Consider the following 20,921-nt stretch of genomic DNA (forward strand, 5'->3'; position numbering starts at 1 on the left):
TCTGTAACAAATAAAGAGGACTACCGAAGCAATCCCCTCCCTACTCTTACTTAAGCAACTTATCTATCTCTTCTTCCAGTTCCTTGACCTTCCCTTCGAGAAGTTCCTTCTGTGTTCTGGCATCCTGTTCTTTCTTCTCAGTTTCTTCGATCTTCATGCGGAGTGCGATCAGTTCATGCTTTAATTCATACATCTCCTGATCCTTCTGCTGAAGATCCTGCTCAAAGATCTCTGCCTGCTTCTTTGCCTTGAAATAATCATCTGTAACATTCAGGCTGAGCAGGGTGTGCTTTGTCTCCATTGGCTGACGGGAATATCCCGGCATTTCGCTCAATTCAGACATTTTGTTATTTATATATGATGCCACTTTCTGGAAATACTCTTCAGATTCGTAACCACCAAGAGTTATGATCTTCCCTCCGATGACTACCTGCGCCGTATTTTTGACTGCCATAACAAGCCTCCCGTATCTTAAACTTTCATCCTTCTTCCATAACGGAAGCCGACCAGATTTTTACAAATCTATGGCGTAGTAATACTCCTCACGCCTTGTCTGTACTCCATTATAATCGAATTTTGTAAAAATGTATAGGAATTTTTACGAATTTCTTTCAATTCCGAGATGCTTATAGGCAAGTGCGGACGCTGTACGGCCTCTCGGGGTCCTGTTGAGGAAGCCATTCTGTAGAAGATATGGCTCATAAACATCCTCCAGAGTGCCTGCATCCTCCCCGATCGCTGCCGCCAGAGTCTCCAGACCAACCGGTCCTCCCTGGAAGTTTACGATCAGTGTCTTGAGGATCCTCCGGTCGATCTTGTCCAGTCCATATTGATCCACTTCAAGAAGATCCAGTGCAAAAGAAGCTACATCATAAGTGATCTTTCCATCGTATTTGACCTGTGCAAAATCACGGACTCTCTTGAGAAGACGGTTTGCAAGGCGCGGGGTTCCTCTGGAACGCTTGGCGATCTCTGCCGCACCCCTCGTATCGATCTCAACACCAAGGACATCTGCTGAACGAAGGATGATCGTCTGAAGTTCTTCCTTATTATAGAATTCCAGATGGTGCATCACCCCAAAACGATCCCGGAGCGGTGCAGAAAGAAGTCCTGCCCTCGTTGTCGCTCCGACCAGGGTAAATTTCGGAAGATCAAGACGGATAGATCTCGCAGAAGCACCCTTGCCGATCATAATGTCGATTGCAAAATCCTCCATCGCCGGATAAAGGACCTCCTCCACCTGACGATTCAGGCGGTGGATCTCATCCACAAACAGGATATCTCCCTCCTGGAGATTATTGAGGATCGCCGCCATCTCACCCGGCTTCTCGATCGCCGGACCGGATGTTACCTTCATATGGGTTCCCATCTCATTGGCGATGATCCCGGATAAAGTAGTCTTACCAAGTCCCGGAGGTCCGTAAAACAGGACATGGTCGAGGGCATCGTGTCTCTGTTTCGCGGCTTCTATATAGATCTTGAGTGTGTTTTTGGTTTTTTCCTGACCAATGTATTCATCGAGGGTCTGTGGACGGAGGTTTCCCTCCAGAGGCAGATCCTCCTCTGTCACATCTGTTGTGATCATTCTTTTTTCCATTTATCATTACTCCATTATAATTGTTTGAGGGCAGCCTTGAGGATTGCTTCCACATCGCCCGGGTCTACATCTGTGACTCTGCGGACTGCCTTGAGTGCCTCGGAACTGCTGTAGCCAAGTGCTGTCAGGGCTTCCACTGCCTCCTGGCGTCCATCATGGAAATCTGCACCAGCAAGGACTGCCGCCTCCTGCTCATGTGCCAGTTTCTTCTCAAACGCATCCTCCAGTTTCAGTTTATCCTTCAGTTCAAGGATCAGTTTCTGGGCGGTTTTTTTACCGATCCCAGGCGCTTTGGAAAGAGCCTTGACATCATCAGAGAGTACCGCGAACCGAAGCTCATCAGAAGTAAGTCCTGCCAAAACTCCCAGTGCAGCCTTCGGCCCGATCCCGTTGACACCAAGAAGAAGACGGAACATCTGAAGATCGTCCTTATTCCAGAAACCATATAACTGCATGGCATCCTCACGCACATGGAAATATGTATGGACTTTCACCTTACCTTCCATACGGACCGCCTGCTCGATCGCCGTCCCTGTCATAAAAACCTCATATCCGATCCCGCCTGTCTCTATGATCACAGAATTCTCTGTTGTATCTGCCACCTGGCCGCAAATGAATGAAATCATGCAAACTCTACTCCTGCTCTAATCAAATTTTTTTCCTGTTTTTCAATCATAACATAACAAAAAGCAAAAAGCAAACATCTATTCGAAAAGATCCCGGTCAGAGAAGCATTGCCTCTCACGGCCGGGATCTTATTCATATGATATGAGGTTTTAGAGAATGACTTTTCTCGGGCATACTTCTTTACATGCACCGCAGTTTGTACATTTGTCGTAATCGATGTGTGCACAGAAGTCTGTAACAGTGATCGCACCGTTCGGACAGGTCTTCTCACACTTCTTACATCCGATACATCCAAGTTCGCAGGCAGTTGTAACAGCCTTGCCTTTGGCATGGGAGCTGCAGCCTACGAAAGTCTTCTGCTCGTATGGTGCAAGCTCGATCAGATGATGCGGGCATTTTGCGATACATTTACCACAGGCTTTACATGCATCACGGTCTACGACTGCAACACCGTTCACGATGTGGATCGCATCAAACGGACAGGCTTTTACGCAGCTTCCGAATCCCATACATCCATAGGAACAGGCTTTGGCACCGCCGCCCGGGATGAATGCCATCATTTCACAGTCTTCTACACCTGTGTAAGTGTAGTTGTCTTTTGTTTTTTCACAAGTTCCGGTACATTTTACGAAAGCAGCCATACGTGCACTCTCGACAACTTCCTGTCCCATGATCCCTGCGATCACTTTTCCAACTGCTTCGCCGCCTACCGGACATGCATTGACCGGTGCTTCTCCTTTGGCGATCGCTGCTGCCAGACCATCACAGCCCGGGTATCCACATCCACCACAGTTGTTTCCCGGAAGTGCTTCACGGACAGCAACTTCCTTCTCATCGACTTCTACCGCAAACTTCTTGCCGGCAACGCCGAGGAAGATTCCAATAAAGAGGCCCACTGCTGCAACAACGACAGTTGCCACGATAATTGCATTAATATCCATAATCTACGCCTCCTTCGTTACTTAAGCAGTCCGGAAAATCCGAAGAATGCGATCGCCATCAGACCTGCTGTAAGCAGTACTTTCGGGAAGCCCTGGAAAGATTCCGGAACATCATTGTATTCAGTTTTTTCTCTGATACCAGCCATCAGGGTGATAGAGATCGTAAATCCGACTGCTGTTGCAAATCCGTTTACAGTTCCCTGAAGGATATTGTAGCTTTTCTGTACGTTTGTCAGGGCAACACCAAGAACTGCACAGTTTGTTGTAATCAGAGGAAGGTATACACCGAGTGACTGATAAAGTGCCGGCATGCCTTTCTTGAGGAACATCTCAACAAACTGAACAAGTGCTGCAATGATAAGAATAAATACGATCGTCTGTAAATATTCCATTCCTGTCGGTACCAGGATGAAGTTGTAGATCAGACCTGTTACAAAGGAAGACAATGTGATAACGAAAATGATCGCACCACCCATTCCTGCTGCCGTTTCGATTCTCTTGGATACACCGAAGAACGGGCAGAGTCCGAGAAACTGGCTTAAGACTACGTTGTTGACGATCGCAGAGCTTACCAGGATCAGTAATAATTCTTTCATGCTTCCTTGCCTCCTTTGCACATTGTATTGTTGCAGGTATCACAGCCTGCACAGCATCCACAGCCTTCACTCGGGTCAATACCTCTCTTGGCAGCACCGATCTTGAATTTATTCTGGATCGCTGCAAGCATTGCGAGAACGAAGAATGCTCCAGGTGCAAGGATAAAGATTGTGATCGGCTCATATCCAAATTTTCCGCCTGCTGCGAGTGGAAGTATCTGATGTCCAAAGATCTGTCCGGCACCGAGAAATTCACGGACTGCACCGATGCAGGTGATACTTAAGGTAAATCCAAGTCCCATACCAATACCATCAAATAATGACGGGATCGGAGGATTCTTGGAAGCATATGCCTCTGCACGGCCAAGGATGATACAGTTTACAACGATCAGAGGGATATAGATTCCAAGTGCGGAATACAGGCTTGGGATAAATCCCTGTAAAAGCATCTGTACGATGGTTACGAAAGATGCAACGACAACGATAAATGCCGGCATACGAACTCCATCCGGAATGAATTTCCTAAGAAGGGAGATCATAAGGTTGGACATTGCAAGGACTACTGTTGTGGTAAGTCCCATTCCGATACCGTTGATCGCGGATGTGGTAACTGCCAGTGTAGGACACATACCCAGTACCAGCACAAAAGTCGGATTTTCTTTGATAATACCGTTTACAAGACGTTCAGCAGGTGTATTTGCTTTCATGACTCTGCTCCTCCTTCCACATAACGAAATGCACAAAGGCCGGCATTTACACCGTTTGTCATGGCATTTGTAGTAATTGTGGCACCACTGATCGCATCGATCTGGTCGTCAGATGTGGCACCTGTCTTGGTATATTCGAATTTTTCTACGTTCTTATCCTTAAACTGATCCTGGAAATCCGGATTCTTGGCTTTCATACCAAGTCCGGCTGTCTCGCTGATGGACAGGATGGAGATTCCGTTTAAGGTTCCGTCGTTCTGAATTCCCATGGTGAACTGGATGTCTCCGCCATATCCTTCAGAATCTGTAACGTTGAGTGCATAGCCGATCGTCTCACCGGAAGCATCCTTGGCTTCCATGATCTCGTTGATCGTCTGTGCATTGAAATTATTCTCTGCAAGGTTTGCTGCCAGTGCATCAGCATCTACATCATATACTTCAAAGCTGTCTGCATCTTCAAATACAGCCTTGTATGCTTCCTGTTTGGACTGCTCCTGCTGCTGTGCGATAGGACCTGCTGTGATATCCTGGACTACGCCAAGTGCAAGACCGGCAACAAGCGTGATCGCTGTAATCGCGATCGTATCTTTTACAATACTCATGCTTTTTTACCTCCTTTTCCAAAAGCAACCGGTTTGGTCACTTTCTCGATAAGCGGTACCAGAAGGTTACAGAAGATGATCGCATAGGAAACACCCTCTGCGGATCCGCCAAAGAGACGGAAGATCGCTGTGACAACACCAAGACAGCATCCGTAAAGTAACTGTCCCTTCGGTGTGATCGGGGTCGTTACATAGTCAGTTGCCATGAACCATGCACCAAGCATCAGACCGCCGCCAAACAGATGGCTGAAAAGATAGTTTACATCAAATCCCTTGCCTGTTCCAAGCATATAAAGGATTACAAATACTGCAAAACTTCCGATATATGTAAGCGGGATCTTGAGGTCGATGACTTTGAATGCAAGCAGGATCACTGCACCGATCAGGATCGCGATTGCAGAAGTCTCACCGATGGTTCCGTGAATATTACCGATGAACAGGTTCTTTACAGAGATGGAATCTGCTGTGAATCCGCTGTTCTTAAGTTCTGCAAGAGCAGTTGCTCCTGTAACAGTATCAATACAGTGATATCCGCTCAGCTTGTCCACTGCGAAATCTGTCATTTTGCCTGCAAAGGAGATCATCAGGAAACATCTTGCAGCAAGTGCCGGGTTCATGAAGTTCTGTCCCAGACCGCCGAAAAGCTGTTTTACAACGATGATTGCAAAGGCACTGCCGAGTACCGGCATCCACAGCGGGATCTGCGGCGGCATGTTGAGCGCAAGCAGAAGTCCTGTAACAACTGCACTGAAATCATTGATTGTGTTCTTTTTATGCATAAGACGGTCATACAGCCATTCAAAAAAGACGCTGGACGCAACCGTCACGAGTACAACAAGAAGTGCACGGAAGCCGAAGTTCCAGATACCAAACAGTGTGGTAGGAAGCAGCGCAAGTGCAACGAGCTGCATGATCCGGCTTGTTGTCATTTTGTCCCTGACATGAGGATTAGATGATACATTTAACATTTGTTCCATTTTGTTCCCTCCCCCTATTTCTTCTTACGGCTGGCAAGAACCATTTTACGCATAGATTTGATACTCTGGGTCAGCGGTCTCTTCGCCGGACAGATATAACTGCAGCATCCACATTCGCAGCATTCCATACCATCCAGTGCTTCAAAACCTGCCATATCACCACGTTCAGCCAGCGTAGCCAGACGAGCCGGAAGAACATGACCGGGACAGACACCTACACAACGGCCACAGTTGATACATGCCGTCTGGATCTTCTGTGCCTCAGCTACTGCATCATGCTCCAGGAAAAGGAATGCAGAGGTTGTCTTGGTGCACGGGATATGAAGGTCATATAACGGGAATCCCATCATCGGACCACCGGAGATGATTTTCTCGATCTTGGCTTTCAGTCCGCCTGCTGCATCGATCAGTTCAGACATATCGGTTCCTGTATAAACACTGAAGTTCTTAGGCTCTTTGATGCCGTCACCTGTTACAGTCACAACTCGATCCATGACAGGTCTGCCCTGGATAACAGCCTTGTATACAGCAACTACAGTCTCTACGTTGTCTACCACGCATCCAACATCTGCCGGGAGCATCTTGGAGTTGATCTCTCTGCCTGTTGTCGCGTAGATCAGGGTACGCTCACCACCCTGTGGGTATTTGGTCATGAGTTCTTTGACTTCGATCCTCGGGATATCCTTGACCAGTTTCTGCATCTTCTCGATACAGTCCGGTTTGTTGTCCTCGATACAGATATAACCTTTGGCAGAATCAAAGAGTTTCAGGATCACTTTAAGTCCCTCGACTACTTTCTCCGGTTCTTCCATCATTCTGCGGTAGTCACTGGTGATGTACGGTTCGCACTCCGCGCCGTTTACCAGTACGTATTCGATCTTGGAAGGATCCTTCGGTGCCAGTTTGACATGAGTCGGGAAACCGGCTCCACCCATACCTACTACTCCGCCTTCTTTGATACGGTTCAGGATTTCTTCTTTGGTCAGATCTTCCAGTTTCGCAGGTGTGAACTCCACTTCCTGATACTGTTGGTCGTTCTCCACGATGATCGCATCGATCATGGCGCCTGTTGCATTCAGGCGCTTCTCGATCCCCTTAACAGTACCTGATACAGATGCGTGAAGAGGTACAGATACAAATCCTCCTGCATCTGCGATCTTCTGTCCTGCGAGAACCTGGTCACCCTTTTTGACACATGGAACAGACGGTGCTCCGATGTGCTGAGACATCAGGTAAGCCATGTCTCCTTTTGGGAGATACTTCTCAATCGGATGATTCTTTGCCAGTTCCTTACCTTCGTAAGGATGGATTCCGCCCTTAAAGGTCAGTTTTCCCATATATTCGTTTCCTCCTTTTTCATGAGCTGGTATCCACCGCCCATGTTTATTTTGTTTCTGGTGCTGCAGACGATGCCCTCTGCAGTAGAAATCTTGATTAGCTACTGTGCACTCCATTCGCAATAACCGCTATGTTACTGTTCACTCCGTTCACAGCAACTTGGTCAAAATCCATTCCAAATCACCTTCGGTGATAGGATTTTGCCCTGTATGTCTCGGGATTTTGCCATATTCATGGCAAAACACCTCGCGGGATACTACCTGTGAACAGTAACATCTCTATTACTACTATACATCTTTTTCACTAAAAATTCACTACCCAATTCACAAAATATTGTGTATAATTAAATACAATCAAGAAAGGAAAAAAATACCATGATTGTTAAAAAAATGCCGATTTTACAAGGGTTTCCAGACTCTGATACTGTTAAATTTTTGTCGAATGCGGAATTAAAGTTGTCAGAATTTTCACCTATTTTTTACGATATTGAGACTACAGGTCTGTCCCGATATTCTACCTTCGTTTATCTGATCGGAGCCGTCCGACATGAACAAAACCTATGGATCCTGACACAGTGGCTCGCAGAATCTCCCGAAGAAGAATCTCTGATCATCGAGGAATTTACCCGCTATATACAGGGCGCAACCTGTACGATCCAGTACAATGGAAACCGTTTTGACCAGCCTTATCTCGAGGAAAGGTGTCGAAGGAACGGTCTTCCTTCCCCTTTTGGAGAGCTTCCGTCGATTGATCTCTATCAGTCGCTTAGATCGTGTCAGACTTTGTTTAAATTATCACGAATGAAGCAGCTCGACCTGGAAAATCTGTTTCCTTCCATACACAGAATACACTGTGACGGCGGTCAGTGCATCCGATTATACCGCTCCTATATAAAAAAGGAGGACCCCTCCGCACTGGAAACGGTTCTGGGTCACAATCAGGAAGACTTATGCGGGCTTGGATCTGTCTATACGCTTCTGAGCTACAAATTCCTCTATCTTGGCGAATATGAGCCTTCCGCTGTCCGCATGCACGGCCAGGAAGAACTTGTGATCACGCTGGCGCTAAAGCATCCGGTCCCTGTTCCCGTTTCCTGTGTCACAGAGGAATTCTATCTCACCGTCAATGATTCCGAAGCCAAACTGCTCCTCCATCTCAGGGATGGAAAGCTCCGGCAGTATTATCCGAATTACAAGGACTATGAATATCTCCCCGGAGAAGATCAGGCAATCCCCAAATCGCTCAGCCGCTACGTGGACAAGAGCCTGCGGACAGCAGCCACGCCCCAGACCTGTTACACCTGGTTCTGCTGCGACGAAAGTTTCCTCAACAGCAGACAGAAACAGATGCAGTACCTGACACATTCTCTCCCCTGTCTTCTCAAAAATCTCGGAAAATAACGCAAAAAAATCCCGGCAGACCTTAAATCTGTCGGGATTTCATATTATTTGGAATTAATTAAGCCTCTGTGTCTTCTTCTGCCTGTGCAGGAGCTTCCAGTGCTTTCATGCTAAGGCTGATCTTCTTGTCTTCGCCGTTGAAGTCAACAACCTTTGCTTCGATTTCCTGTCCGATGGAAAGTACATCAGATGGTTTTGCAACGTGCTCTCTGGAAATCTGGGATACATGAAGAAGTGCATCAATTCCAGGTGCCAGTTCAACGAATGCACCAAAGTCTGTCATACGTGCAACTTTACCAGTTACAACGTTGCCTACTGCGAATTTCTCAGCAGCTGTAAGCCATGGATTCTCTTCCGGGAATTTCATGGACAGTGCGATCTTGTCTCCGTTGATCTCTTTGATCATAACTTTAACTTCGTCACCAACGTTGAATACTTTCTTCGGGTTCTCTACTCTGCCCCAGGACATTTCGGAGATATGAAGAAGTCCGTCTGCTCCACCGAGATCGATGAATGCACCGAAATCTGTAACGTTCTTAACAACGCCTGTAACAACATCACCAACGTTGATTCTCTCCATAAGTTCTTTCTGTTTTTCTGCTTTCTCAGCAAGAAGAAGCTGTTTACGGTTACCGATGATACGGCGTCTTCTTGGGTTGAATTCTGTGATAACGAATTCGATCTCCTGATCTGCATATTTGGAAAGATCTTTCTCATAAGTATCGGATACAAGGCTTGCAGGAATGAATACTCTTGCTTCCTCAACGTTTACACAAAGTCCACCATCCAGTACCTGTGTTACAGGTGCTTTCAGTACTTCCTGCGATTCAAAAGCAGCTTCAAGACGTTTGTTGCCTTTCTCTGCAGCAAGACGTTTGTATGTCAGGATAACCTGGCCCTCTCCATCGTTCACTTTCAGGACTTTTGCTTCCATAGTGTCACCAACTTTGACTGCATCGGTGAGTACCAGGGAAGAATCGTTGGAATATTCATTCTTTGTGATGATACCATCTGCTTTATAACCGATGTTCAGGATGATCTCATCCTCTTTGACATCGATAACAGTACCCTGTACGATCTCTCCATTTCTGATTGTTTTTACGGAATCCTCCAGCATCTGTTCAAAACTTAATTCTGACATGTTCTTGAACCTCCTCAATAATTTTCTTTGGGGTGGACGCCCCTGCTGTAATACCTACACAACTACTGCGATGGAACATTTCAGAATCCAAGTCTACAGGTGTTTGTATATAGTAAGTATTTCCACATTCCTCTTTGCATATTTCAAACAGCTTTTGAGTATTGGAACTATGTCTGCCACCGATGACAAGCATAGTGTCTACCTCTCCGGCTATGTTTTTTGCTTCTTTCTGCCGTTCTTCAGTAGCATTACAAATAGTGTTTAAAATATTGCTAATATTTAAAACATTATTATAATACCTCTTTTCGCGGAGAATTTCAACTAGTTCTTTAAATTTGTTGTAATTAAATGTCGTCTGTGATACAACGCATGCTTCCATATCTGCTTCCGGAATCATATTCTCGACATCTTCTCTGTTTTTGAGGACTCTGTACGGGCCATGGCACCAGCCGCAGATCCCCTGCACCTCCGGATGCTTCGGATCTCCGAAAATGAAGATCTGTTTCCCAGCAAGGCTTTCTTTCTCGACGATCCGGTGGATCTTGAGTACGAATGGGCAGGTGACATCTACATATTCAAGTCCATTCTCCTTAAGCTTCTCATAGATCTCTCTTCCCACGCCGTGAGAGCGGATCACAACGGTACCACTCTTAATATGATCGAGATCCTCTACTTCAATCACACGCACGCCTCTTGATTCCAGATCAGAGACAACTTCTTCATTGTGGATGATCGGTCCCAGAGTATAAATAGGAGAAACTCCATCCTCGATCAGCTGATAGACCTTGTCGACAGCCCGCTTGACTCCGAAACAGAAGCCTGCAGTCTCTGCTACTTTAACCTTCATATCGTTTATTCCTTTTCTGATACTTTGGAGTGATAGACAGAAAGGATCTTCTCGACAGTCTCATCGATCGTAAGTTCTGAGGAATCCACGAGAACAGCATCCTCTGCCTGGCAGAGCGGCGAGATCTCTCTGGTCATATCTCTCTGATCTCTCTCCTCGATCGTTTTCTGGATCTCGGCAAGATCACAAGCCTCACCCTTTTCCTGATATTCAAGATAACGGCGGCGTGCCCTTGTCAGTGAGCTTGCGGTAAGATAGATTTTGACATCTGCATCCGGCAGGATCGTTGTTCCGATATCTCTGCCGTCCATGACAACGCTCATGGTCCTGGCCAGCTTGCGCTGCAGATCAAGAAGCTTCTCTCTCACACGCGGCACTGCAGAACTTACAGACGCCATTGCACTCACTTCTTCCGTGCGGAGATGTGCATTTACATTTTCTCCGTCGAGAAGAACGATCTGCTCTCCATTCTGATACTCAATAGAAATCTCCGCATTCTGACATGCCTCTCCGATCTCATCCGGTTTCTCGCGGTTTACTCCCTTTCTGAGAAGATAAAGTGCCATAGCGCGATACATTGCTCCTGTATCCACGTATACAAAAGAAAGTTCTTTTGCTACTTTTTGGGCCACTGTACTTTTGCCCGCTCCAGCCGGACCGTCAATTGCAATATTGTGTACCATTTTGTTTTCCTCCTAGTTACTCTTTTTCGCTTATATCTATAGCAGCAAGGTATGCAGTGGACCACGCGATCTGAAGATTGTAGCCCCCTGTTACTGCGTCAAGATCAAGAACTTCACCTGTAAAATACAGGTTTTTGATTTTTTTGGACTCCATGCTTCCCGGGTTGATATCCTTGACGGAAACACCGCCCTGTGTGATGACCGCCTCCTTGAATTCTCCCGGCTCCGTGATCGTGAACGGGAAATTCTTGACGACTGTGCCAAAGGCAAGGCGTTCTTCTCTGGATATCTCATGGATCACCTTATCTCCCGGGATTCCACCGATCTCAAGCATCACCGGTGTAAGTGATGATGGGAAAAGGACTCCTATCACATTCTTAAACTGCTTATTCTTGCCATTTTCAAACTCTCGAAGTATCCGCTCATCAAGCTGCTCCGGACTGAGGGCCGGCTTAAGATCGATAAATGCGCTCAGTTCTTCTCCTTTGGCAAGATATTTGCCAAGTTTGGCACTGGCACTTAAGATCAGCGGTCCGGTAACACCGGTATGTGTAAACATCATCTCTCCAAAATCCCGATAAAGGATCTTTTTGCCGCGTCTGACTGTAAGCTCTACATTCTTGAGTGAAAGTCCTGTCATCCTCGGAATATAATCTTCTTTGACCTTAAGCGGAACAAGCGATGGGATACAGTCCGTCACCTGATGCCCGGTCTCCCGTGCAAAACGATATCCGTCTCCTGTGGAACCGGTCGTTGGATAAGACAGTCCGCCTGTCGCAACGACTACTGCATCTGCATTCTGAACTTCTCCGTCCGCCAGGGAAATTCCTGTCGCAGCCCCGTCCTTTGTCAGAATCTCTCTGACTTCACTTCTGAATCTTACGTGAACGCCATATTTCTTCATAAGACGTTCCAGACCGCGGATGATGTCTGAAGAACGGTCAGACTGTGGAAAAACGCGGTTTCCCCGTTCTGTCTTGAGCGGTACGCCCGTCTCCTCAAGAAGTGCCATCATATCCTGGCTGTTAAAAGTATAAAATGCACTGTACAGAAATTTGCTGTTCGTCATCACTGCGCGGAGCAGGTCTTCTACCTCACAGTTATTTGTAACATTGCATCTTCCTTTTCCTGTAATATAAAGTTTCTTTCCCAGCTTTTCGTTTTTTTCGTATAAAAAAACTTCACAGCCGTTTCTGGCGGCGATGATACTGCACAGCATACCGGCAGCTCCGCCCCCGACAATTATCACTTTGTTCATGGAAATCCTTTCTTGCAAGCAAGCCCGTCAGAAAAATCTGGCGGGCCTGATTATTTTCCTTCATTTGGAACGCTGTCCAAAGCAGGGATTTTTATTTTTTATACCGGATATGCTCCGTTTTCTGTGTCTGCAGCTTTCTCGTCTACTTTTTTCTCCTGAGCCTGACGGTATTTGAAGAAGTCAGTAGCAACCTGCGGGAACAGTGCGTAAGACAGAACGTCCTCATCCTGCTCTTTGTAAGCGGACATTTCTGTTTCCAGTTTGTCCAGCTCGTTGTCGAGAAGGTCTGCCGGACGGCAGGTGATCGGTTTTGCATCTCCGATGCACTTCTTCTGTACATCCTGGTTGAATGGTTTTACGGTTGCACCGTATTTTCCTAACAGGATATCCTTTGTTTCTTTTGTGACCATCTTGTATCTCTCACCCATGAGCACGTTGAATACAGCCTGTGTACCAACGATCTGAGAAGACGGAGTTACGAGTGGCGGCTCACCGAGGTCTTTACGAACCTTCGGAACTTCCTCAAGAACATCGTAGAATTTGTCTTCTGCGTGCTGCTCTTTGAGCTGTGATGTCAGGTTGGAAAGCATTCCGCCTGGTACCTGATACAGAAGAGTCTTGATGTTTACACCAAGGTTCTTCGGATTCAGAAGGCCGCTGTCCAGAGCGTCATCACGGATCGGCCGGAAGTAATCAGCGATCTCAGCAAGGAGTTTCTGATCAAATCCTGTATCATATGGTGTGCCTTTGAAGGTCTCTACCATAACCTCTGTTGCCGGCTGGGAAGTTCCCAGAGCGAACGGAGACATTGCAGTATCGATGATATCAACACCAGCTTCTACTGCTTTGAGGTATGTCATGGAAGCAACACCAGAGGTGTAATGTGTATGAAGATCGATCGGGATCTTAACAGCATCTTTGAGTGCTCCGACAAGCTCAGTTGCTTTATATGGAAGCAGAAGACCTGCCATATCTTTGATACAGATGGAATCTGCACCCATGTCTTCGATGTGTTTTGCGATGTTTACCCAGTACTCAAGAGTATATGCATCACCTAATGTGTAGGAAAGAGCAACCTGTGCGTGTGCTTTTTCTTTGTTGGCAGCTTTAACTGCTGTCTGAAGGTTACGCATATCGTTGAGGCAGTCAAAAATACGGATGATGTCGATTCCGTTTGCTACAGATTTCTGTACGAAGTATTCTACTACGTCATCTGCATATGGACGATATCCAAGGATGTTCTGTCCACGGAACAGCATCTGAAGTTTTGTGTTCTTGAAGCCGTCACGTAATTTACGAAGTCTTTCCCATGGGTCTTCTTTAAGGAAACGAAGGGAAGCATCGAAAGTAGCTCCACCCCAGCACTCTACTGCGTGGTAGCCGACTTTGTCCATTTTATCTACGATCGGGAGCATCTGTTCTGTGGTAAGTCTTGTTGCGATCAGAGACTGATGAGCATCACGGAGAACAGTTTCCACGATTTTTACAGGTTTTTTTTCTAATTCAGCCATTATGTTTTCTCCTTATATTATTAATTCAGCTAAACGCATCTGACCCAGCGGGATCAAACACCGAAGATAGCCATGAAGGTTCCGGCTGCAACGGCTGTTCCGATTACACCGGCTACGTTTGGTCCCATTGCATGCATCAGCAGGAAGTTTGTAGGATCTGCTTCTGCGCCGACTTTCTGGGATACACGGGCAGCCATAGGAACGGCTGATACACCAGCGGATCCGATCAGCGGATTGATCTTTCCACCGGACAGTTTGCACATCAGTTTACCAAGCATACATCCGCCGAAAGTACCGAATGCAAATGCTGCAAGACCGAGAACAACGATTTTCAGAGTATCAACATTAAGGAATGCCTCTGCGCTTGTAGAAGCACCTACAGATGTACCAAGCAGGATAACTACGATGTACATCAGGGCATTGGAAGCAGTCTCAGTAAGCTGTTTAACAACGCCTGACTCACGGAAGAGGTTACCCAGCATCAGCATACCTACCAGCGGAGCTGTTGTAGGAAGAAGTAAGCAGACAACGATCGTGATAACGATCGGGAACAGGATCTTCTCGATCTTGGTTACCGGACGAAGCTGATCCATTTTGATCTTACGTTCTGCTTCTGTAGTACAGAGTTTCATAATCGGCGGCTGAATGATCGGAACCAGTGACATATAAGAATATGCCGCCACCGCGATCGGTCCCATTAAAGCGGTCTGTCCAAGTTTTCCGGCAAGGAAAATGGAGGTAGGACCATCTGCTCCACCGATGATGGAGATCGCTGCTGCTGCTTTTCCGTTGAATCCAAGGAAGATCGCAAGGAAGTATGCAACATAGATACCAAGCTGTGCAGCTGCTCCGAGGAGGAAGCTCTTCGGATTGGCGATCAGCGGACCGAAGTCTGTCATCGCACCAACGCCCATGAAGATCAGGGACGGAAGGATACTCCACTCATCGAGGATATAGAAGTAATGCAGAAGACCACCAACACCGTTGGACATGTCTTCCGGATTTGCCATAATGTCCGGGTAGATATTTACCAGGAGCATACCAAAAGCGATCGGAACCAGAAGAAGCGGCTCAAAACCTTTTTTGATAGCAAGGAATAAGAATACACACGCCACCGCGATCATCAGATAGTTTCCCCATGTCAGGTTAAAAAATGCTGTCTGATGGATCAGGTTGGACAGGGTTTCTATTACATAAGACATTTGATTACCTCCCGTCCTAGTTCATTGTAGCCAGAGTATCTCCGTTTTCTACGGATGCGCCTTCGGATGTGTCGATGCTGGCTACAGTACCATCCTGAGGAGCTACAACCGGGATCTCCATCTTCATGGATTCCAGGATCACGATGTTGTCTCCTGCTTTTACTGCCTGTCCTGCGGAAGCTACGATCTTGAGGACTTTACCTGGTACAGAAGCGGTAACTTTGACTGCGCCTGCTCCTGCTGCCGGTGCTGCTACTTTAGGAGCTGCTGCCGGTGCTGCCTTCGGTGCTGCTACTGGAGCTGCTGCCGGTGCGCGTACGCTTCCTGTTTCTTCTACAGTAACTTCATATGCTGTTCCATTTACGGTGATTGTATAGCTTTTCATTTTTAATCCTCCTAAAATTGTCAATTACCTTTTTTTGCGGTTGATCTTACGGATGGAGCGTACAACAAATCCGTCTGTTGTAGTTCCCTCTGATGCTGCGATCGCTGCTGCGATCACGGCGATCAGCTCTGAGTTATCAGTTTCTTCCTGAACAGGTGCTGCTGCCACCGGAACCGGTGCAGGAGCCGGAGCTGCTGCTTCTTCTTTTTTCTTTTTAACCTGCTGTGCTCCTGAACCCGGAATGTATTTGAACAGGGAGATCAGGAAGATCAGCATGGCCAGAATCACGAATACAGTACCGATTCCCATAAGAGTGTTAAGTGCTGCATTCTTCATGGTTGTTCCAAAAGAATACTGAATATCGACTGCCAGTGAAGTAGGAGTCAGGTTCTTGTCAAATACATAAGTAAATTCAGCGTCTTCTTTTTCGAATTCAACCGGAATAACTGCTGTATATTCATCACCTGAATATTCGATCTCTACATCACCGGTTTCCTTCAGCTCACCCAGGTCATCTTTGGTTCCGTCCCAGGCTGTCATTGCACTTGAAGTAAACGCATCGTCGGACTCCATGTACTGCTCGATCTGATCATCAGACAGTCCGATGATCTCATCTGTCAGTCCTTCTGCATAAGTTTCAATCTGGTTTTTGACGGTTTCGTCGATCTCACCATCTGCCCAAACAACTGCTGCACCGGAGAATATCAGGGATGCGGCGCAGGCAAAAGCAGCGCAGGTAGTGGATGCTTTCTTTAACATCTGATTCATATGCTCACCTCGCTTAGACTGTGCCATGTTTCTTAGCTGGACGGTCTTCTCTCTTTGTGAACAGCATCTCAAATGCTCCGATCACGTATTTACGTGTGTCAGCCGGAGCGATCACAGTATCTACATATCCTCTTGCTGCGGCAGATTCTACGCTGGACTGCAGTTCTCTGTACTCTGCAGCTTTCTCGTTGATAACAGAAGCTTCTGATCCCGGGTACATGATCTTTGCTGCCATGGAAGCATCCATCATTCCGATTTCTGCATTGTCCCATGCATAAACGATATCTGCACCTACAGATTTGCTGTTCATTGCCACATAAGCTGTTCCGTATGCTTTGCCGATGATGACGTTTACCTTCGGAACGGTTGCGGATGCAAATGCATGAACCAGTTCTCCGATGGATTTAGCCATAACTTTCTCGCTGCATACAGTTGCGTTGAATCCGGTTACGTTTGTAAGAGTCAGTACCGGGATATCAAAAGCGTCACAGAATTTTACGAATCCGGCTGCTTTTCTTGCTCCTCTTGCGGAAAGAGTGCCGTCGAATTCTTCTGTCTTCTCACCTTCTACATCATAAACTTCTGTTCTGTTGGCTACTGCACCTACAGTCATTCCGTTTACACGAAGGAGTCCTGTAACAACGTCTTTACCATAGTCTCTCTTGGTCTCGAAGAAGATTCCGTTGTCTGCGATTCTGGAAAGTGCGATGGAGGTGTCTCCTGCGCATGCTGCGATATCCTCGCATGCACGGTTCAGATCATCTGTGCACTCTGCGAAAGAATCATTGTCTTCGAAGTTGGATGGAAGAAGGCTTACCAGCTGACGGATCTCAGCAAGGATCTCTTCTTCGGATTCTACAGCATCAATAAGACCAGTCTCTTTGCTCTGGTAATCAGCTGCTGCTGTGTCACATTTCTCTGTGCAGTTTCCATCAAGTGCGTTCGGGCTGTTTACGAACATTTTGCCTTTTTTGGCTTCGATGAATGTGAAGTCGGTCAGTGCCGGAACAACTGCCATTCCTCCGCCACAGGTACCGAATACTGCTGTGATCTGCGGGATCATTCCGGATGCCATTGTCTGTTTAAAGTAGATTCCACCGAATGCTTCCAGTGCATCTGTTGCTTCCTGAAGACGCATTCCTGCACAGTCTACCAGACCGATCACAGGTGCTCCTGTCTTGATAGCAAGGTCATATAATGCGGAGATCTTCTTTGCATGCATCTCGCCTACAGTTCCGTTCAGTACGGAAGCATCCTGGCTGTATACATAGACAAGATTTCCATCGATTACACCATATCCGGTGATAACACCGTCTGAAGGCGCTTTTTTCTCAGTCATGTTGAAATCTGTAGATCTGGCTGTTACGCTTTTCCCGATTTCGACAAAACTGTTGGCGTCAAGCAAAGAAGTGATTCTTGTGCTCGCTAAGCTTTGTGTTGCATTACTCATTCTCTTTTGCCCTCCATGTTTATAAAATTTTAAAATATAACCAAAATTTTAGCCGATTATAATTGTAACCTGTTTTCAAGTTTTTTTCAATACATTTCGGTTTTTTTGTTAAATTTTTAACCCCAAAATTTATTTTATGTCAATGCAAAATTTTTGGTCAAAAAAAAGAAAAGCCCTCTCCTCGCGGAAAAGACTTTTTGCTCTCTTTCATTTCCTTAATGAAAAAATCTATCAGAAACATATTCCAGGGTCCGGGTGAAGGTTCTCTCCCCGACAGACTGTTCTGCCAGTACCGGGTAAGCAGAGAGCAATTCCCCATTCAGCCGGAATGTCACCTGCCCGATCTCATCTCCCCGTCTTACAGGAGCTTCGATCGAAGACGGCACTTTTACCTGACAGGTCACATTTTCCCTGTCAGAAAGAAGCATGCAGGTTTCTTTCTGTTCTTCGGAGATATCGAGAAGACCGTGCAGATATATCTTCTTTCTGCCGACAGGATCTCCCGTGAATCCATTTTTGACCTGGATCAGAGGAATCTCGGGGTCTTTCCACCAGCTGCGGTATTTATAATTTTCTTCGCCGTAATTAAGAAGTGCTGCGGTATCCTTCCATTTGTAAGTCTTGTGGTTCGGCCAGCCGCTTCCCAGAAGGGCAACAATGAAAGTCCTGCCGTCTTTTTCCTCTGCACAGACATAACAGTAGCCCGCGTCTCCTGTGTATCCGGTTTTTCCTGACAGGATGCCTTCTCTCATATCCAGGAACGCATTCGCATTGTGGAGAGAAAATGTCCGCTTCTTCTCAATATCTGAAAAAGAATAGTCCCTTGTCTCGGTGATCTTGAGGAACATCGGATTCTGTATGGCATAGCGCATGATAAGTGCCAGGTCCCGCGCTGTTGTATGATGACTTCCCCCGTCATCCTTCGCATCCAGCCCGTTCGGTGTCACAAAATGTGTGTCCGTACAGCCGATCTCTTTCGCTTTCTGGTTCATCATGGCTGCAAATCCTTCCACAGAACCTCCGATATGTTCCGCGATCGCGACCGCGGCATCGTTGTGGCTCTGCAGCATCAGAGAGTACAAAAGGTCTTCCAGATAATACTGCTCTCCTTTTTGGATACCAAGCCGTACATCTGGCTGCGCGGCAGCATTGGAAGAAACCTGTACATAATCATCGCCTTTACCGTTTTCCAGGGCAAGGATGCAGGTCAGGACTTTCGTGGTGCTTGCATTCGCTCTCGGTGTTTCGCCCTCTTTTTCATACAGGACACGCCCCGAATCCCCATCCATCAGAACTGCCGAAAGCGCATAAAGATTTCCGAGCGCACTGCTTTCCCCGGAAGCAGCACAGACTGTGGAATTTATCAGAAAAACTGCTATGACCAGAATCGTGACCGTGATATTATATCTGCGTTTCATATCCCACCTCTTATTCTTTATAGGATATTTTATGCAGACCTGTCCTCATTATATGTCTCTGTTCCTTCCGGTTCCAGTAAGCCGGTCAGCCGTTATAAGTCTTATACCATCTCTCGCCCAGCGGTCTGTCTTCTTTTGAAAGTCTGAATAATTCCTCAAGGTACTGCGGTGCTTCCTTTATCTCCCTGTCATACAGTCCGTGCAGGGCATGGACCGGAACTGCGCTCCCCGGGACCGGGTCTTTCGCCATGAAATATTCCATCATGGAATCAGACAGCTTCTTGCCGGCAAGCCTCGAAAGCACCGTGAGAAATTTCTTACGCCTGCCCTTGTTATCATAGACCAGACAATTTGTGATCAGCTTCATGCGCCTCAGAGATTTCAGGATATCTCCTGTCGCTATTTTGGGGATCGCACGGTGGATCACTCTGGCATAGGGGATTCTCGGAAACACACCGCATGCCGGGTAATAATGATATGGATTTTTATGAGTTTCCAGCATCAATGTCCGGTCAAATTCTTTCTCAAGAAGGGTATGCGTGATCACTTCCTTCGCCGCCATATCCTCGATATAGGGATGGCAGGCGCTGTCCAGAAGATAATGGCATCCGAATCCAAGGAGATAGGCAAGGAGCTTCTCATCGTGCTTTTCGCGCATGATCGCCATTCCCCTCTCAAAAAAAGGAGCCGCTTTTTCCTTATGCATACGGATACCCGTTGTGGATACCTTTGGTTTCAGCATGTGATAAAACAGGATATCCGGTCCATGAAGACCGATCCGGTACAGATTAACATTTCTCTGAATGACCATCTGCATCTCCTTCGGAAGTTTGTGATAGATTTTTTTGCCAAATAAGTCATGTGCATAGGTCGTAGGCATTTTATTTTCCTCCTAAACATCCAGGCGAAGCTGTACTTCTTCCTCGGCTTCCGCCTTAAAATCTTCCAGACGGACCGGATCTACAGCAGGAAGTTCTTCCAGCCCCTGTACGCCAAAACAGCGCAGGAACTCTTCGGTCGTCCCAAGGAGGATCGGTCGTCCCGGCGCATCCAGTCGTCCAAGCTCTTTTACAAGCTCATATTCTACCAGTTTGTTGATCGCATGGTCACATTTTACCCCGCGGATCTTCTCGATCTCTGCCTTTGTGACCGGCTGTTTGTACGCGATAATAGAAAGTGTCTCCAGCATGACATCTGTCAGTGCCGGTTTCTTGGGATGCAGGGCAAGACGGATCAGACATTCGTAGTATTCTTTTTTGGTGCACATCTGATAGGACTGCTCCAGTTCGATGATCTGGATTCCTCTGTCTTCCTCCTGATAACGGTCCATCATATTGTTGAGAAGTTTTCGCGTTGTCTCCTTGTCCTGCTGGATCGCACTGGCGATCTGCGTCAGCTCCACGGATTCTCCCATGGTAAAAAGCACCGCTTCGATCGCCGCTTCTAATTTCTTTATTTCCATATGATTCCTCA

22 protein-coding genes are annotated in these 20,921 nt (G+C 46.8%); 1 reads left to right on the top strand and 21 read right to left on the bottom strand.

Annotated features, from left to right (window positions below; all coding sequences use genetic code 11):
* Positions 1-46 precede the first annotated feature (46 nt).
* The 9 genes from WMO75_RS09620 to rsxC all read right to left on the bottom strand — a co-directional run bounded on the left by WMO75_RS09620 (position 47) and on the right by rsxC (position 7,384).
* Positions 47-454 carry a cell division protein ZapA gene (locus WMO75_RS09620; RefSeq protein ID WP_022215165.1) on the bottom strand — a complete coding sequence of 136 codons (408 nt, stop codon included), beginning with the start codon at positions 452-454 and terminating at the stop codon, positions 47-49.
* A gap of 144 nt (positions 455-598) precedes the next feature.
* Positions 599-1,597 carry a Holliday junction branch migration DNA helicase RuvB gene (ruvB, locus tag WMO75_RS09625; protein WP_022215164.1) on the bottom strand — a complete coding sequence of 333 codons (999 nt, stop codon included), beginning with the start codon at positions 1,595-1,597 and terminating at the stop codon, positions 599-601.
* Between the two features lie 14 nt (positions 1,598-1,611).
* Positions 1,612-2,223 carry a Holliday junction branch migration protein RuvA gene (gene ruvA / locus WMO75_RS09630; RefSeq protein WP_022215163.1) on the bottom strand — a complete coding sequence of 204 codons (612 nt, stop codon included), beginning with the start codon at positions 2,221-2,223 and terminating at the stop codon, positions 1,612-1,614.
* A 150-nt stretch (positions 2,224-2,373) separates the two neighbouring features.
* Complete coding sequence (locus WMO75_RS09635) at positions 2,374-3,165, bottom strand: RnfABCDGE type electron transport complex subunit B (RefSeq protein ID WP_227222421.1); 792 nt, start codon at positions 3,163-3,165, stop codon at positions 2,374-2,376.
* 17 nt (positions 3,166-3,182) lie between these two features.
* Positions 3,183-3,761, bottom strand: a complete 579-nt coding sequence (gene rsxA / locus WMO75_RS09640) for an electron transport complex subunit RsxA (protein ID WP_227222420.1) — start codon at positions 3,759-3,761, stop codon at positions 3,183-3,185.
* Entirely contained in the window at positions 3,758-4,468 is a 711-nt protein-coding gene (gene rsxE / locus WMO75_RS09645; protein ID WP_227222419.1) for an electron transport complex subunit RsxE, read from the bottom strand. The genes rsxA and rsxE overlap by 4 nt, the downstream gene beginning before the upstream one ends.
* The gene (locus WMO75_RS09650) at positions 4,465-5,070 is read right to left on the bottom strand and encodes an RnfABCDGE type electron transport complex subunit G (RefSeq protein WP_118251471.1); all 606 of its coding nucleotides are present in this window, start codon (positions 5,068-5,070) and stop codon (positions 4,465-4,467) included. The genes rsxE and WMO75_RS09650 overlap by 4 nt, the downstream gene beginning before the upstream one ends.
* On the bottom strand, positions 5,067-6,047 hold the full coding sequence (locus WMO75_RS09655; RefSeq protein WP_022215158.1) for an RnfABCDGE type electron transport complex subunit D: 981 nt from the start codon (positions 6,045-6,047) through the stop codon (positions 5,067-5,069). Before WMO75_RS09655 ends, WMO75_RS09650 begins: the two co-directional genes overlap by 4 nt.
* Before the next feature lie 14 nt (positions 6,048-6,061).
* Positions 6,062-7,384, bottom strand: coding sequence for an electron transport complex subunit RsxC (gene rsxC, locus WMO75_RS09660; RefSeq protein ID WP_118251470.1), 1,323 nt, complete (start codon positions 7,382-7,384; stop codon positions 6,062-6,064).
* Between the two features lie 375 nt (positions 7,385-7,759).
* Here rsxC and WMO75_RS09665 point away from each other — a divergent pair, with 375 nt between their 5' ends.
* Positions 7,760-8,785, top strand: a complete 1,026-nt coding sequence (locus WMO75_RS09665) for a ribonuclease H-like domain-containing protein (protein WP_118698371.1) — start codon at positions 7,760-7,762, stop codon at positions 8,783-8,785.
* A gap of 58 nt (positions 8,786-8,843) precedes the next feature.
* Here WMO75_RS09665 and rpsA read toward each other — a convergent pair whose 3' ends face one another.
* The 12 genes from rpsA to scpB all read right to left on the bottom strand — a co-directional run bounded on the left by rpsA (position 8,844) and on the right by scpB (position 20,910).
* On the bottom strand, positions 8,844-9,926 hold the full coding sequence (rpsA, locus tag WMO75_RS09670) for a 30S ribosomal protein S1 (RefSeq protein WP_118698372.1): 1,083 nt from the start codon (positions 9,924-9,926) through the stop codon (positions 8,844-8,846).
* On the bottom strand, positions 9,907-10,773 hold the full coding sequence (ispH, locus tag WMO75_RS09675) for a 4-hydroxy-3-methylbut-2-enyl diphosphate reductase (RefSeq protein WP_118251467.1): 867 nt from the start codon (positions 10,771-10,773) through the stop codon (positions 9,907-9,909). The genes rpsA and ispH overlap by 20 nt, the downstream gene beginning before the upstream one ends.
* Positions 10,774-10,778: 5 nt before the next feature.
* Positions 10,779-11,456: a (d)CMP kinase gene (cmk, locus tag WMO75_RS09680; RefSeq protein WP_173906521.1), complete on the bottom strand. Its 678-nt coding sequence runs from the start codon at positions 11,454-11,456 to the stop codon at positions 10,779-10,781.
* 16 nt (positions 11,457-11,472) lie between these two features.
* Positions 11,473-12,714, bottom strand: coding sequence for a BaiN/RdsA family NAD(P)/FAD-dependent oxidoreductase (locus WMO75_RS09685; RefSeq protein ID WP_227222418.1), 1,242 nt, complete (start codon positions 12,712-12,714; stop codon positions 11,473-11,475).
* A gap of 98 nt (positions 12,715-12,812) precedes the next feature.
* The gene (locus tag WMO75_RS09690) at positions 12,813-14,225 is read right to left on the bottom strand and encodes an oxaloacetate decarboxylase subunit alpha (protein WP_118251465.1); all 1,413 of its coding nucleotides are present in this window, start codon (positions 14,223-14,225) and stop codon (positions 12,813-12,815) included.
* A gap of 53 nt (positions 14,226-14,278) precedes the next feature.
* Positions 14,279-15,427 carry a sodium ion-translocating decarboxylase subunit beta gene (locus WMO75_RS09695; RefSeq protein WP_022213775.1) on the bottom strand — a complete coding sequence of 383 codons (1,149 nt, stop codon included), beginning with the start codon at positions 15,425-15,427 and terminating at the stop codon, positions 14,279-14,281.
* Between the two features lie 16 nt (positions 15,428-15,443).
* Positions 15,444-15,812 (bottom strand): biotin/lipoyl-binding carrier protein, encoded by a 369-nt coding sequence (locus WMO75_RS09700; RefSeq protein ID WP_349077951.1) that lies wholly within the window; start codon positions 15,810-15,812, stop codon positions 15,444-15,446.
* Between the two features lie 24 nt (positions 15,813-15,836).
* Complete coding sequence (locus WMO75_RS09705) at positions 15,837-16,580, bottom strand: OadG family transporter subunit (protein ID WP_349077953.1); 744 nt, start codon at positions 16,578-16,580, stop codon at positions 15,837-15,839.
* 13 nt (positions 16,581-16,593) lie between these two features.
* Positions 16,594-18,030 (bottom strand): acyl-CoA carboxylase subunit beta, encoded by a 1,437-nt coding sequence (locus WMO75_RS09710; RefSeq protein ID WP_349077955.1) that lies wholly within the window; start codon positions 18,028-18,030, stop codon positions 16,594-16,596.
* 215 nt (positions 18,031-18,245) lie between these two features.
* The gene (locus WMO75_RS09715; RefSeq protein ID WP_349077957.1) at positions 18,246-19,448 is read right to left on the bottom strand and encodes a D-alanyl-D-alanine carboxypeptidase family protein; all 1,203 of its coding nucleotides are present in this window, start codon (positions 19,446-19,448) and stop codon (positions 18,246-18,248) included.
* 85 nt (positions 19,449-19,533) lie between these two features.
* Positions 19,534-20,328, bottom strand: coding sequence for a zinc dependent phospholipase C family protein (locus WMO75_RS09720; RefSeq protein ID WP_349077959.1), 795 nt, complete (start codon positions 20,326-20,328; stop codon positions 19,534-19,536).
* A 12-nt stretch (positions 20,329-20,340) separates the two neighbouring features.
* Complete coding sequence (gene scpB / locus WMO75_RS09725; protein ID WP_022213769.1) at positions 20,341-20,910, bottom strand: SMC-Scp complex subunit ScpB; 570 nt, start codon at positions 20,908-20,910, stop codon at positions 20,341-20,343.
* Positions 20,911-20,921 lie beyond the last annotated feature (11 nt).

This window comes from Blautia intestinihominis, assembly GCF_040096655.1.
GTDB lineage: Bacteria > Bacillota > Clostridia > Lachnospirales > Lachnospiraceae > Blautia_A > Blautia_A intestinihominis.